The sequence below is a fragment of the Serratia sp. 25CWL12 genome (genome assembly GCF_055790885.1).
This window is the reverse complement of sequence record NZ_CM147698.1, coordinates 616,096-630,532: the sequence shown is the minus strand read 5'-3', so window position 1 is coordinate 630,532 and position 14,437 is coordinate 616,096. Positions and strand designations below refer to the sequence as shown.

The window sequence follows — 14,437 nt, the reverse complement described above, 5'->3', positions numbered from 1 at the left end:
TTAAATCACAGGTAGAAAGTGCTTATTCTGATCATACGGCGACCTGATAAATTAAAGTTACAAACAGTTAACAATGGTATCAGGTAACAAAAGAATATGTCTTTATGTGTACAGGGCAGACGCGCAGGTCTGCCCGCTTGGGGAAAGTAAGGAGTCAGTGGCGCTGCTAATGCGCCCGGCAACCTCAATGGCTACATCAAGTGCGTAGACCTTTGCCACGCTCAATCAGATACCAGGCCAACCCATAAAACACCACGATAAACGCTACCAGCACCGCCATGGTCAGCGCTAAAGGAACATCGGCAATGCCAAGAAAACCGAAGCGAAATCCACTGATCATATACACAATCGGGTTTAATTTGGAGACCATTTGCCAAACCGGCGGCAGCAGTGTCAACGAATAAAAGACGCCCCCCAGATAGGTCAAGGGTGTCAGCACAAAAGTCGGGATCAGGCTGATATCATCAAAGGTAGTGGCATATATGGCATTCAGTAGTCCCCCCAGTGAGAACAGGATCGCCGTCAATAACAGTGTCACGGCAATCACCCACCAAGCATGTACCTGCAAGGGAACAAAAAACAATGAAATGGCGGTGACCAAGATACCCACACAAATACCTCTGGCCACGCCGCCCCCCACATAACCGGCAATCATGATATGAGTCGGTACAGGTGCGACCAGGAGTTCTTCAATATTACGCTGAAACTTGGCACTGAAAAACGATGCTGCCACATTGGCATAGGAATTGGTGATCACCGCCATCATAATCAGCCCTGGAACAATAAACTGCATATAATCAAAACCATGCATCTCGCCAATTCGCGCACCAATCAGGTTGCCAAAAATAATAAAGTACAACGTCATGGTGATCACCGGAGGAACCAGCGTCTGGACCCAGATACGGGTAAAACGGTTAATCTCTTTCGCCCAGATACTCTTCAAAGCCACCCAATACAAATGCATCATGCTTTTTCTCCATGGCTATTCACCAGTTTGACGAATAGCTCTTCCAACCGGTTAGCCTTGTTTCGCATACTCAGCACCTGTACCCCTTGGGCACTCAATTGGCTAAACAGCGAGTTCAAACCTTGTTCACGCATCACTTCTACTTCAAGCGTCGAGGTGTCAATCAAACGGCTTTGGTACCCCTCCAACTTAGGTAATGGACTTTTGGCTGCCAAATCAAGAATGAAGGTTTCTGACTTGAGCTTCGACAGTAGCCCTTTCATTGAGGTGTTTTCCACCAATTCGCCATGCTGAATAATGCCAATGTTTCGGCACAGCATTTCCGCTTCTTCCAGATAGTGTGTAGTCAGAATAATCGTGGTGCCTTGCGCATTCAGCTCTTTCAAAAAAACCCACATCGAACGGCGCAACTCAATATCCACCCCGGCAGTGGGTTCGTCGAGGATCAATAATTTTGGTTGGTGCATCAAGGCACGAGCAATCATCAGCCGGCGCTTCATACCACCAGAAAGCATACGAGCCCGCACGTTACGCTTATCCCATAAATCGAGCTGGTTAAGATATTTTTCTGCCCGTGCATGGGCCTCGCGACGTTCAACACCATAGTAACCGGCCTGATTGGCGACAATCTGAAATACCGTCTCAAACGGGTTGAAATTGAATTCTTGTGGCACCAGCCCAAGCTGACGCTTGGCATTGACAATATCTTTGTCAATATCGTAACCGAACACCCGCACAGTGCCTGAAGTTTTGTTGACCAGCGAACTAATAATCCCAATGGTGGTTGATTTCCCAGCACCATTGGGTCCTAACAGAGCATAAAAATCCCCTGCCTCTACCTTGAGATCAATACCGCGCAATGCCTTTACGCCACCGGCATAAGTTTTGGTCAACTGCGCTATTTCCAGTGCATAATCCATCATTGATGAGAGTGCCTTGTGAAGATAAGTATTTTGCTAGCATATACCCGAGTTTGCTCGAGTTGCCAGCAAGCTATAGCGATAGGAAACCTACCCCACGCAAAAAAATAGCTGTACGGTTTCCATTTCCAAATTGTGATGCTTACCCTATATTACATCAACGCAATTCGTTCATCACAGGTCAATCACTGCCATGAAAGAAATCGAAACGCTTATAGCCAACAACCAAACCTGGTCCGCTAACATCAAGCTAGAAGATCCTGGCTTTTTTGAGCGGTTATCCCAGGCGCAGAAACCACGATTCTTATGGATAGGTTGCTCCGACAGCCGAGTACCCGCAGAGCGTTTGACTGGCCTGGAGCCGGGAGAACTGTTCGTCCACCGCAATGTGGCAAACCTGGTCATTCACACTGACTTGAACTGCCTGTCCGTAGTGCAATATGCCGTTGATGTGCTCGAGGTTGAACATATCATTATCTGTGGTCACTTGGGATGCGGTGGTGTGGAAGCAGCGGTAGAAAACCCGGAACTGGGGCTGATCAACAACTGGCTGCTGCACATTCGCGACCTCTGGTACAAGCACAGTTCATTGCTGGGGGAACTGGAGCCAGAACAACGCCTGGATGTCCTGTGTGAAATCAATGTGATTGAACAGGTTTATAACCTGGGCCATTCCACCATTATGCAGTCTGCCTGGAAACGTGGCCAGAAAGTGATGATTCATGGTTGGGTCTATGGGATCCAGGATGGTCGTTTACACAATCTGGAGGTCACCGCCACCAGCCGTGAAAGCCTGGAGATGGGCTACCGCAAGGCTATAGCCACCCTCACCCGTGACAAAGGTGTATCCTAGCGCCTGATGGGGGCCACCTTGTGGCCCCCATCGTTTAATCACTCATCCAACATGACCACTTTACCAATGTAGGGCAAATGGCGGTAACGCTGGGCATAATCGATGCCATAGCCAACGATAAACTCATCTGGGATAGAGAAACCGACATATTCCACCGGGACGTCCACTTCTCGACGCTCAGGTTTATCCAGCAAGGTACAAATCGCCAAGGATTTTGGCCCACGCAATGCCAAAATCTCGCGCACTTTGTTCAAGGTGTTGCCGGAGTCGATAATATCTTCCACGATCAACACATCTTTACCATGGATATCTTCATCCAGATCTTTGAGGATCTTGACATCTCGAGAGGTCGACATGCCGCTGCCATAACTGGAGGCGGTCATAAAGTCCACTTCATGCGGCACCTCAATAGCGCGGCACAAATCGGCCATAAACATAAAAGAGCCACGTAGCAGCCCAACCAGCACCATCTCACTACCACTATGACGGTAATCTTCACTGATTTGCTGCCCAAGTTCGGCGACGCGGGTACGTATCTCCTGCTCGGAAATCATTACTTCTACAATATGTTTCATGGTTTTTAGGTCAAATAGTTTTAGGTCAATTACCGGAACACGTTGCCAAAGTTTAACATAGCTGGCAAACAGTGGCGATGTGAGAGCCTACAACAGGCCCTCATTCACGCTGTCGCTTGCAGAATGGCAGGTCTATCAAGCGGTAACAGTAAAGCCCAACATCATGCCGGTATCTTCGTGCTCCAGCAGGTGGCAATGAGCCATATAAGGCTGCTGCGCATTAGCCAAGTGATTAAAGCGTACCAGGACTTCACTGCGTGCGCCCTCAACCAGCACGGTATCCTTCCAACCCACACGATGAGCCGCTGGTGGCTTACCATTCTCTGACAGAATGCGAAATTGCGTGCCGTGAATATGGAACGGGTGCAGCATCATGTCGCCCTCTCCAGAAATGGTCCATTTCTCATACTGACCACGTTTGGCTTCAAACATTGGCTTGTTCATATCGAACGCTTTGCCATTGATGGTATTGGCATGACTGAAATCAAACGATGAGTGATTCTGCTTCATGCCGCTCATCTTGCTATGATCCATACCCTGCATATCACCATGATCCATTTTTCCATGATCCATCTTTCCATGATCCATTTCTGCCATGTTATGGTTTGAACTGCCGTGGTTCATACTCATGCCCGCCATCGCCTGATGTCCGTAGCGATCCATCAATGCTTTCATACCCATCATGTCGAGTTTCGGATCCATCATCAGTTGTAAGAATCGCTCTGGTCCCCCACTTGATGAAGGCAACACGGGAAGTTTGACTAAACTGTCAGGCATTGATTTGATGCCCTGAGCCAAGGAAGGTTGAATATGTAATACTGGCAATGGTTGATCGAATGGCGCTAATGTCATGCCCATCTGCTTCACGGGCAAAGTGACAATATCAAATGGCTTACCATCCGTCGCATCGACCATGACCTCAAAGCGTTCCCCCATAAAAATCGGCAATTCAGTCAATTTTACCGGCTCGGCAAGAAATCCGCCGTCACTGGCAATCACATATAACGGCCGATTGTCACTGGCTGCCAGATTGAGAGTGCGGGCATTACAGCCATTCAGGAAACGCAAGCGTAACCAACCGCGTGGCGCGATATGTTGTGGATAGAGGGCACCGTTGGTAAACATGCGGTCACCAAACCAGCCTACCGCAGCACTGATAACATCTAATTGATATTCGATCTGCCCCGCTTTATCCAAGCGTTTATCTTGCAAGATCACCGGGAAATCATCCTGGCCCCAGGTTTTGGGTAACGGTAACTGACTGCTTTCGTCATCTTCCAGCAGGACTAATCCGCCTAACCCCTTCATCACTTGCTGACCGGTTGTCCCATGTGTATGGGGGTGAAACCAACAGGTGGCAGCACTTTGATCAACAGTAAAAGCCACAGTGCGCGTACTACCCGGCTGAATCAAGGCTTGTGGCCCCCCATCAACATCCCCCGGGATCTCCAGCCCATGCCAGTGCAGCGTGCTGGCTTGCGGCAATTTATTATGGATATCTACCGTGACCGACTGCCCCCGTTGCAAGCGCACTGCCGGGCCAAGTAACGCGCCGTTAACGCCCCAAGTCTGAGTCGCCACGTTAGGTAACCAGTTCATTTGCCCCGTTTGCATGACCAACGAAATTTTACCTTGGGCATCAGGGGTTAAAATGGGGGGAATGGGTAGGGATGGCCGACCCGCCGCCCAGGCCGAGTGACTCCATAATGGTAACGTGCTAGCAGCCCCGAGCGCGGCAGTTAATTTGATAAAATCACGACGCAACATTTCAGACTCCCTTTTCTCAGTGTTCGAAAAATTCATCATCGCTGTTTGAATCCTTTAGCGTAAAGCCTCCCCTTAGAGGAAGGTCAAGCCTTTATCTTTAAAAAAGTTAAGCTACAGTAATAAAACTTGGTGCCTTTACAGGCAAATATGGTAACGTCAGCACATATTGCACAGGTCTACTTTGATGATGAAAAAAACAACGTTATTGATGCTATTGCTGACAATGCTAGGCTTCTCCAAAGCCAGTCTGGCCCTTAATGAAGCCGAAGCTGAAGATCTTGCTGATCTGACCGCGGTGTTTGTCTATCTAAAAAGCAATTGCGGCTACAGTGATCTGCCTAATGAGCAAATCAAACGAGCTATTGTCTTTTTTGCTCGGCAAAATCGTTGGGATTTAAGTAATTACAGTAGTTTCAATATGAAAATGCTGGGGGAAGAGAGTTATCGTGACCTCAGTGGAATTGCCATTCCTACACCCAACAAGTGCAAGTTGCTGGCACGCGATTCATTAAACCTGCTCACTTACGCCAACTAGGTTGTCTCCCCCACAGCAAAACCCAGCGGTGAACGCAAGCTGAGTGAAGCGCTAGACAAGTCGGACAAGTTTGTAATTTGCCGCAGGTCCGGTTTATCATGTTGCGCCCGTTTTTCATGGCTGTTATCACGGAGTAACCCCTCACATGACCCAGAAAGATATTTGGTATGAGACACTTCATGCCAATTTCGGCCAATACTTCTCTGTTGAGAAGGTGCTTTATCGTAAACAGACCGAACATCAGGATCTGGTGATCTTCGAAAATTCGGTACTCGGACGTGTAATGGCCCTGGATGGCGTCGTGCAAACCACTGAACGTGATGAATTTATCTATCACGAAATGATGACCCACATCCCTTTATTGGCACATGGTCATGCCAGCAATGTATTGATTATTGGCGGTGGCGATGGCGGTATGCTGCGTGAAGTGAGCCGTCATCCGGGCGTTCGCCAAATCACCATGGTGGAGATTGACGCCGGTGTGGTGGAGTTCTGCCGTCAGTATCTGCCTAATCACCATGCGGGAGCCTATGATGATCCGCGTTTTAAACTGGTGATCGACGATGGCGTCAACTTTGTTAATCAGACCACAGACAAATTTGATGTCATTATTTCTGACTGTACCGACCCCATCGGCCCCGGTGAAAGCCTGTTCACTTCCGCATTCTATCAAGGTTGCGCTCGCTGCCTGAATGAAGGCGGTATCTTTGTGGCGCAAAACGGTGTCTGTTTTCTACAACAGGATGAAGCGGTCAACAGCCATAGCCGATTAAGCCAATATTTTAATGATGTCAGCTTTTACCAGGCCGCGATTCCTACTTACTACGGCGGGATCATGACATTTGCCTGGGCCAGCCAGAACCCGGCATTACGCCAGTTGGACATAACCACGCTACAACAGCGCTTTAATCAGAGTGGATTACACTGCCGTTATTACAACCCGGCAATTCACATCGGCAGTTTTGCTCTGCCACAGTATTTACTCAATGCACTAGACGTACCACGTTAAGCGAGAAGATAAGGAGGTGAGCCAAATTGCATAAGCTCAAATTGCACGGCTTTAATAACCTGACCAAGAGCCTGAGTTTTTGTATTTACGATATCTGTTACGCCAAGACCACGGATGACCGTGACGGCTATATCGCCTACATTGACGAACAGTACAATGCCAACCGCCTGACCGAGATCCTCAGTGAGACCTGCTCGATCATCGGTGCCAATATTCTGAATATTGCACGCCAGGATTATGACCCCCAAGGGGCCAGTGTCACTATTCTGGTTAGCGAAGAACCCGTTGACCCTAAAGATGTGGATACTTCGGAACACCCTGGTCCGTTGCCTAATACGGTGGTTGCCCACCTGGACAAAAGCCATATCTGCGTCCACACTTACCCCGAAAGTCACCCGCAAGGCGGTCTGTGTACCTTCCGTGCCGATATCGAAGTCTCTACCTGTGGGGTCATCTCACCGTTAAAAGCGCTGAACTATCTGATTCACCAGTTGGAATCCGATATTGTCACCATGGATTATCGGGTACGTGGTTTTACTCGCGACGTAAATGGTGTGAAACATTACATCGATCATGAGATCAATTCGATCCAGAACTTTATGTCCGAAGATATGAAAGCGCTGTACCACCTGATGGATGTGAACGTCTATCAGGAAAACATCTTCCACACCAAGATGCTGTTGAAGGATTTTGATCTGAAGCATTACCTGTTTAATGCTCAGCCGGAAGCGCTCAACGAAATTGAACGGAAAAGGATCACTGCTCTGCTATGGAAAGAGATGCAGGAAATCTACTACGGGCGGAACATCCCACAGCTATAACATCTCATTACCTATCCAGGCTTACCGCCGGGTTCATTCAAGTTGCGGCCAGGCGGCAAGTGAATAAGTCCCCACGAGCATAAACGCTATGTGACTGGGGCGCACAGCCTTAGCCAACACTGCGGCAGCTTGAAGACGATAGGTATATCGTTATTCAAGTACTCTCTACGAGGTATTAATGCACCGTTATTCCTTCCCGCTCTCCCTAGTTGCTTACAGTCTGTTGCTAACCACCACTTCCGTATTTGCCGCCTTACAACCGATTGAAGAGGCACCTCTGTCGGGCGAGACAGAGCGCCATTGCCAGTTCAATACGGATAACAGTACCGATTGTGTTACTACCTACAGCTTTACCATACTCAAACCCAACGGGCGTGAAATGCTCTCGCGTATTGACCGCAATTATGCGGAAAATGACACCCTGACACTTGAGAAAGCAGAAGTGACCCAACCGGGTGAACAGCCAGTCCCCTTGGCAGAGTCACAGATCGATACGCGCATGGCTCCGAACCCTGATCAAGGTTTTCTGCGAGAAAAACAGATTTCCCTGGCCTTCCCCAATCTGCGCGTTGGCACTCGTATCAGCTATACCTTACGTGAACATTTTGTCGCCAAACCTTTAAATAGCCAATTCCATTACGTACTTGGTCTGGGGGCAATACCCGTACGTTATGATCGCTTTGAGGCAGAATTCACTGCTGAACGCCCAATCCTGATACGCAGTGAGAAGATGGAGGCTTACCACATTGAACAGAGTGACGATAAAAAAAGCGTCAAGGTCAGCCTTAAGTCATCCCCGTACTATTTGAACTATATCAACGAAGCGGACAGTAGTTACTTCCGGCAGATACCTCGCCTGGAATTAGGCAGTTCACTTGATCTACAGGACAATCTGTCTGCTTTAGCCAAGCGTTATAATCAGTTGCTGGCCGCCGAACTGCCGCAAAATATGGCAGCTGCTGTTGCCACTAACCAAGGTAAACCTGCGGCACAACAGGTTGCCGCGCTGATGCAATACATCAACAATAACTACCGCTATCTCGGTGACTGGCGCAGCAGCGAACGCGGCTACATTCCCTTTACCTTGGCCGAAATCGAGCGCAATGGCTATGGGGACTGCAAAGACTTGGCTACCATGCTCACCGCCATGCTCAAAGCAGTCGGTATAAAAGCAGAAACCGCTTTAGTCAATCGTGGCGATGTCGCGCCAAACTTATTGATTCCAGGCATCTACGCCCCCAACCATGCCATAGTGCGCGCAGAAGTCGATGGCAACATCTGGTGGCTTGATCCCACCAACCCGGCGTTTATTCCTGGGCGTACCATGCATGACCTTCAGCAGCGCTGGGTATTGGTGCTAGGTGAGGCGGGTCAGGTTCGGCAAGAGAATATCCCCCTGGAAAACCCCGATGACACCGTGCGTGTCACCCGTAGCGAACAATATACCCACGACGGTCAAGCCAAAATCCAAGCAAGCGTAGAACTCTCCAATATCCCGCTAATGCAACTTAGCGTCGCTGACCACCAGGATGGACGCACCAGCGTTGATCAAATGCTCTGTCGCAATTTTGCGAATCAAGTCAGCGATTGTAGTTTGCAGCGTGATGAGAGCCAGTTTGTCATCCCGCCCCAGTATCACATTGAGGCCAAGCTGACCGACCTGCATGGCCTGGAGCTTATCGGGGGGCAATATACCTACCATCGCCAGAGTCTGGCCCAAAACTGGCGTGCCTTCTCTACTTATCGCCTTGAGGGGCAGTTGGCAGATATCTACCTGGGGGACCCGCAGACCATCTCCTATGACGTCAGTTTATCAGGGGAGACCCAGGAGCCAGCGCACCATTGCCAGATACGCTCCCCCTGGTTCGATATTGATTTACAAGCAGAACCCAGCAAAGCGGGTTACCACTATCGCTACCGGGAAGTGCAGAAAGTCAGTTGGTTGAGCCACGATGAGATCAACAGCGAACCCTTCGGCAAACTGATCGAACAAGGGGATGATTGCGTCAAAAAGCTACGTTTGGTGATGCAGCCCGTGAAAGCTTAGCCCCGCAGATGGGCTAATTATCGTGATGAGAGGGCAGCCCTGCCTTCTCATCACCACATCTGAATTCAGTGATTCAGCATAAAATGGCGGTAGGCTTGCAGCGCGGCCAGAAAGTCTTCTACACCACAAAAAGAGAGGCTTTCTTCATCATAGTAATTCATTCCCTCTTCCATTTCGTCACTCTCAAATTCCAGTTGATTGGCTCTGATCATCACTTCTTCACTATCCAGTAGCAACGTATATTCATGACCGGCTAACTGCCACTGACGCTCACTGCCTTTAAGCTCCGCCGCTGCGGCCTCAATCTGATCAAGTATATTGAGATCCCCTTTCAGCTCTTCATTGATCCAGTGACCAATCGCCTCATGCCCCATAGAAAATTTGACAACCACCTGGCCAGTGACATCACGCAGAAATTCGTAATCCATAGCCTGTTCCCCCTGAGTCGTTTTTATAAGTTTAAACGCTAATTGGCGACTGTACTCAAGTTACTTTGCATAACAGATTTAGCGACCAAGACAAAAAAGGGGAACCCGCAGGTCCCCCGATAATACTAGAGATAATAATACGCTGACTTATACCGCAGTCTGGAAAATCACCCCATCTGCTTTCTGAGTATATTGGCTTAACTGGTCAAAGTTCAGATAACGGTAAGTATCCGCTGCCGTCTTATCAACCTGTGCCATATAACTCTGATATTCATCTGGCGTTGGCAAGCGCCCCAACAGAGCAGCCACTGCCGCCAGTTCCGCGGAAGCCAGGTAAACGTTGGCTCCGGTTCCCAAACGGTTCGGGAAGTTACGGGTTGAGGTAGAGACCACGGTCGCGCCATCCGCTACCCGTGCCTGGTTGCCCATACAGAGTGAACAACCCGGGATCTCGATACGCGCCCCACTCTTGCCAAAGACGCTGTAGTAGCCCTCTTCAGTCAGTTGAGCCGCATCCATCTTGGTTGGCGGTGCCACCCACAAACGGGTTGGCAGTTGGCCTTTATGCTGCTCCAACAACTTGCCTGCCGCACGGAAGTGACCGATGTTGGTCATGCAGGAGCCGATAAAGACTTCATCGATCTTGCTGTTAGCCACATCGGACAACAAGCGCGCATCATCTGGGTCATTTGGCGCACACAGGATAGGTTGCTTGATATCCGCCAGATCAATTTCAATCACTGCGGCATATTCGGCATCGGCATCACCGACCAGCAGTTGTGGATCGGCCAACCATTTTTCCATCCCTTGAATACGGCGCTCCAAGGTACGACGGTCACCATAACCTTCAGCGATCATCCACTTCAGCAGCACGACATTGGAATTCAGATACTCCTGGATCGGCGCCTTATCCAACTTAATGGTACAACCGGCAGCAGAACGCTCAGCAGAAGCATCCGCCAGCTCAAATGCCTGTTCCACTTTCAGCTCAGGCAAACCTTCGATTTCCAGGATACGGCCAGAGAAGATATTTTTCTTACCCTTCTTCTCAACCGTCAGCAGGCCCTGCTGAATAGCATAGTAAGGGATGGCATGAACCAGATCACGTAAGGTGATCCCGGGTTGCATTTTACCTTTGAAGCGTACCAATACTGATTCCGGCATATCCAGCGGCATGACGCCGGTCGCGGCAGCAAACGCCACCAGGCCAGAACCCGCAGGGAAAGAGATCCCGATAGGGAAACGGGTATGTGAATCACCACCGGTGCCCACAGTGTCCGGCAACAGCATCCGGTTCAACCACGAGTGAATAATACCGTCACCAGGACGCAAGGAAACGCCACCGCGGTTCATAATAAAATCAGGCAGGGTGTGATGAGTGACCACATCCACCGGCTTAGGATAAGCCGCAGTATGGCAGAATGACTGCATCACCAGATCAGCAGAGAAACCCAGGCAAGCCAGGTCTTTCAGCTCATCGCGCGTCATTGGGCCGGTGGTATCCTGCGAGCCCACTGAAGCCATCTTGGGCTCACAATATTCACCTGGGCGAACACCAGCGACACCACAAGCACGGCCAACCATTTTCTGTGCCAGTGAAAAACCTTTATTGCTAGCGGCAACCGGTTTAGCAACATTGAAGACATCGCTGTGTGGCAACCCAAGGGCTTCACGCGCTTTAGTGGTCAAGCCACGGCCAATAATCAGTGGAATACGCCCACCAGCACGCACTTCATCCAGCAACACATCGGTCTTCAATTCAAACTTGGCCAACACTTCGCCTGTTTGGTGGTTCCGTACTTCCCCCTGGTATGGGAAGATATCGATAACATCCCCCATATTCAGGTTAGAAACATCGACTTCGACGGGTAATGCACCTGCATCTTCCATGGTATTAAAGAAGATAGGGGCAATTTTCCCACCCAGTACCACACCGCCAGCACGCTTGTTCGGCACATAAGGGATATCGTCCCCCATAAACCACAGCACCGAGTTGGTGGCAGATTTACGAGAAGAACCGGTACCCACCACATCGCCCACATAGGCTAATGGAAAGCCTTTTTTGCTCAGTTGTTCAATCTGTTTGATCGGGCCAACGCTACCAGGCTGATCTGGCGTGATACCTTCACGTTCGTTCTTCAGCATCGCCAAGGCGTGCAGTGGAATATCGGGACGTGACCAGGCATCTGGTGCTGGTGAGAGATCATCGGTATTGGTTTCACCGGTGACCTTAAATACAGTGACGGTAATTTTTTCTGCCAGCTTAGGGCGTGAAAGATACCATTCGGCATCCGCCCAAGATTGCATGACCTGCTTGGCAAAGGCGTTACCGGCCTTGGCTTTTTCTTCCACATCGTAGAAGTTATCAAACATCAACAGGGTATGAGAAAGTGCCTTGGCGGCAATCGGTGCCAACTTTTCGTTATCCAATGCATCAATCAGCGGATGAATATTATAACCGCCTTGCATAGTACCCAATAACTCGATGGCTTTTTCTGGAGTAATCAGAGGAGAAGTGGTTTCACCTTTCGCGATAGCGGCCAAAAAACCGGCTTTAACATAGGCAGCTTCATCAACGCCTGGTGGTACGCGGTTAATCAGCAGGTCTAACAAAAATTCTTCTTCACCTGTTGGCGGATTTTTTAATAACTCGACCAATGCAGCCATCTGTATCGCATCTAACGGCTTAGGGACAATACCCTCTGCAGCACGCTCGGCTACGTGCTTACGGTATTCTTTTAGCACGACGTTCTCCTCGCTCACATTGTTATTGATTATGATTGTTCCTGACAGGCACTGTTATCTGGGTGGCAAGGTACAGCACCTCGTTTGACTCAGCCAGCATAGCAGGCTTTAAAACCGTTGTTAATTCCTTCACATAAAAGCAACATCAAATCTTTGCTGAATCGTTGCGGGCGGTGTAATCGTCTGGCAAGCCGTTGACGCTGGCAACACCTCAGCTTAACTCATAAAAAGCGACACATAAAAAAACGGCCCCTATATAGGAGCCGCTGATTAACCGCAAGAGCGCAAAAATTACTTCTTCTTGGCTTTCGGGTTAGGCAGGTCAGTGATACTGCCTTCGTAGATTTCTGCTGCCAAGCCGACAGATTCATGCAAAGTCGGGTGCGCATGGATAGTCAATGCCAGATCTTCTGCATCGCAACCCATCTCGATAGCCAAACCAATCTCACCCAGCAATTCACCGCCGTTAGTGCCGACAATCGCGCCCCCGATGATACGGTGGGATTCTTTGTCAAAAATCAGTTTGGTCATACCATCAGCACAATCAGAAGCGATAGCACGGCCAGAAGCTGCCCATGGGAAGGTCGACACTTCGTAGCTAACGCCTTTTTCCTTGGCTTCTTTTTCGGTCATACCCACCCATGCAACTTCGGGTTCGGTATAAGCAATGGATGGGATCACTTTCGGATCAAAGTAGTGCTTCATGCCAGCGATAACTTCGGCAGCGACATGGCCTTCATGGACACCTTTGTGTGCCAGCATCGGCTGACCCACAATGTCACCAATGGCGAAAATATGCGGCACATTGGTACGCAGTTGCTTGTCAACATGGATAAAGCCACGATCGTCAACTTCCACGCCTGCTTTGCCAGCATCGAGCAGCTTACCATTAGGTACACGGCCAATGGCAACCAATACGGCGTCATAACGCTGTGGTTCAGCAGGTGCTTTCTTGCCTTCCATGCTCACATAGATGCCATCTTCTCTGGCTTCTACGGCGGTAACCTTGGTCTCTAACATCAGGTTAAACTGCTTGCTGATCCGCTTGGTAAAGACCTTAACTACGTCTTTGTCAGCAGCAGGGATCACCTGATCAAACATTTCAACCACATCAATATTTGAACCCAGTGCATGGTATACCGTACCCATCTCCAGGCCGATAATACCGCCCCCCATCACCAGCAAACGCTCAGGAACGCTTCTCAGCTCCAAGGCATCGGTTGAATCCCAGATGCGTGGATCTTCATGGGGAATAAATGGCAGTTGGATTGGGCGGGAACCTGCAGCAATAATGGCATTGTCGAAGTTAATGGTGGTTGCACCATTCTCCCCTTCCACCAGCAGAGTGTTGGAGCCAGTAAACTTGCCATGACCATTGACCACGTTCACTTTACGGCCTTTAGCCATACCCGCCAGGCCACCGGTCAGTTGGGTGATCACTTTTTCTTTCCAGATACGCACTTTATCGATGTCGGTTTTCGGCGAGCCGAAAACAATGCCGTGCTCAGCCAGCGCTTTGGCTTCTTCGATCACTTTGGCAACGTGCAGCAATGCTTTAGAAGGGATACAGCCCACGTTCAAACAAACCCCACCCAGCGTGGGATAACGCTCAACCAGAACGGTTTCAAGACCTAAATCAGCGCAACGGAAAGCAGCAGAATAACCTGCCGGGCCCGCCCCAATTACCACGACCTGAGTTTTAATTTCAGTACTCATCATGACCTCTTAATTGTTTGTCCGCCGGGTCAGACGTTTATATATCCCCTGCGT

At 49.6% G+C, this 14,437-nt stretch carries 12 protein-coding genes; 5 read left to right on the top strand and 7 right to left on the bottom strand.

Annotated elements, in window-relative coordinates; all coding sequences use genetic code 11:
- Positions 1–196: 196 nt before the first annotated feature.
- Together ACX9GV_RS02850 and ACX9GV_RS02845 are read right to left on the bottom strand one after the other, a co-directional pair.
- A complete protein-coding gene (locus tag ACX9GV_RS02850; protein ID WP_023489545.1) occupies positions 197–967 on the bottom strand; it encodes an ABC transporter permease in 771 nt (256 codons plus the stop codon).
- Entirely contained in the window at positions 964–1,887 is a 924-nt protein-coding gene (locus tag ACX9GV_RS02845) for an ABC transporter ATP-binding protein (RefSeq protein WP_473197965.1), read from the bottom strand. The genes ACX9GV_RS02850 and ACX9GV_RS02845 overlap by 4 nt, the downstream gene beginning before the upstream one ends.
- 193 nt (positions 1,888–2,080) lie before the next feature.
- Here ACX9GV_RS02845 and can point away from each other — a divergent pair, with 193 nt between their 5' ends.
- Positions 2,081–2,740 (top strand): carbonate dehydratase, encoded by a 660-nt coding sequence (can, locus tag ACX9GV_RS02840; RefSeq protein ID WP_023489547.1) that lies wholly within the window; start codon positions 2,081–2,083, stop codon positions 2,738–2,740.
- A 38-nt stretch (positions 2,741–2,778) separates the two neighbouring features.
- Here the strand turns inward: can and hpt are convergent, their stop codons facing one another.
- Positions 2,779–3,315 carry a hypoxanthine phosphoribosyltransferase gene (hpt, locus tag ACX9GV_RS02835; RefSeq protein WP_023489548.1) on the bottom strand — a complete coding sequence of 179 codons (537 nt, stop codon included), beginning with the start codon at positions 3,313–3,315 and terminating at the stop codon, positions 2,779–2,781.
- A 135-nt stretch (positions 3,316–3,450) separates the two neighbouring features.
- Positions 3,451–5,082 (bottom strand): multicopper oxidase CueO, encoded by a 1,632-nt coding sequence (gene cueO, locus ACX9GV_RS02830; RefSeq protein ID WP_473196983.1) that lies wholly within the window; start codon positions 5,080–5,082, stop codon positions 3,451–3,453.
- Positions 5,083–5,269: 187 nt separating this feature from the next.
- Here cueO and ACX9GV_RS02825 point away from each other — a divergent pair, with 187 nt between their 5' ends.
- The 4 genes from ACX9GV_RS02825 (at position 5,270) to ACX9GV_RS02810 (ending at position 9,494) form a co-directional block, all read left to right on the top strand.
- Positions 5,270–5,617 (top strand): YacC family pilotin-like protein, encoded by a 348-nt coding sequence (locus tag ACX9GV_RS02825; protein WP_037383575.1) that lies wholly within the window; start codon positions 5,270–5,272, stop codon positions 5,615–5,617.
- A gap of 145 nt (positions 5,618–5,762) precedes the next feature.
- Positions 5,763–6,626, top strand: a complete 864-nt coding sequence (speE, locus tag ACX9GV_RS02820) for a polyamine aminopropyltransferase (protein ID WP_473196982.1) — start codon at positions 5,763–5,765, stop codon at positions 6,624–6,626.
- Between the two features lie 26 nt (positions 6,627–6,652).
- On the top strand, positions 6,653–7,447 hold the full coding sequence (speD, locus tag ACX9GV_RS02815; RefSeq protein ID WP_023489552.1) for an adenosylmethionine decarboxylase: 795 nt from the start codon (positions 6,653–6,655) through the stop codon (positions 7,445–7,447).
- Positions 7,448–7,625: 178 nt separating this feature from the next.
- Complete coding sequence (locus tag ACX9GV_RS02810) at positions 7,626–9,494, top strand: DUF3857 domain-containing transglutaminase family protein (protein WP_473196981.1); 1,869 nt, start codon at positions 7,626–7,628, stop codon at positions 9,492–9,494.
- A gap of 65 nt (positions 9,495–9,559) precedes the next feature.
- On the opposite strand, the gene yacL is transcribed toward ACX9GV_RS02810, so the two are convergent.
- The 3 genes from yacL to lpdA all read right to left on the bottom strand — a co-directional run bounded on the left by yacL (position 9,560) and on the right by lpdA (position 14,383).
- On the bottom strand, positions 9,560–9,922 hold the full coding sequence (gene yacL / locus ACX9GV_RS02805) for a protein YacL (RefSeq protein WP_473196980.1): 363 nt from the start codon (positions 9,920–9,922) through the stop codon (positions 9,560–9,562).
- A gap of 147 nt (positions 9,923–10,069) precedes the next feature.
- Entirely contained in the window at positions 10,070–12,667 is a 2,598-nt protein-coding gene (gene acnB / locus ACX9GV_RS02800) for a bifunctional aconitate hydratase 2/2-methylisocitrate dehydratase (protein ID WP_473196979.1), read from the bottom strand.
- A gap of 291 nt (positions 12,668–12,958) precedes the next feature.
- Positions 12,959–14,383 (bottom strand): dihydrolipoyl dehydrogenase, encoded by a 1,425-nt coding sequence (gene lpdA, locus ACX9GV_RS02795; RefSeq protein WP_473197964.1) that lies wholly within the window; start codon positions 14,381–14,383, stop codon positions 12,959–12,961.
- Positions 14,384–14,437 lie beyond the last annotated feature (54 nt).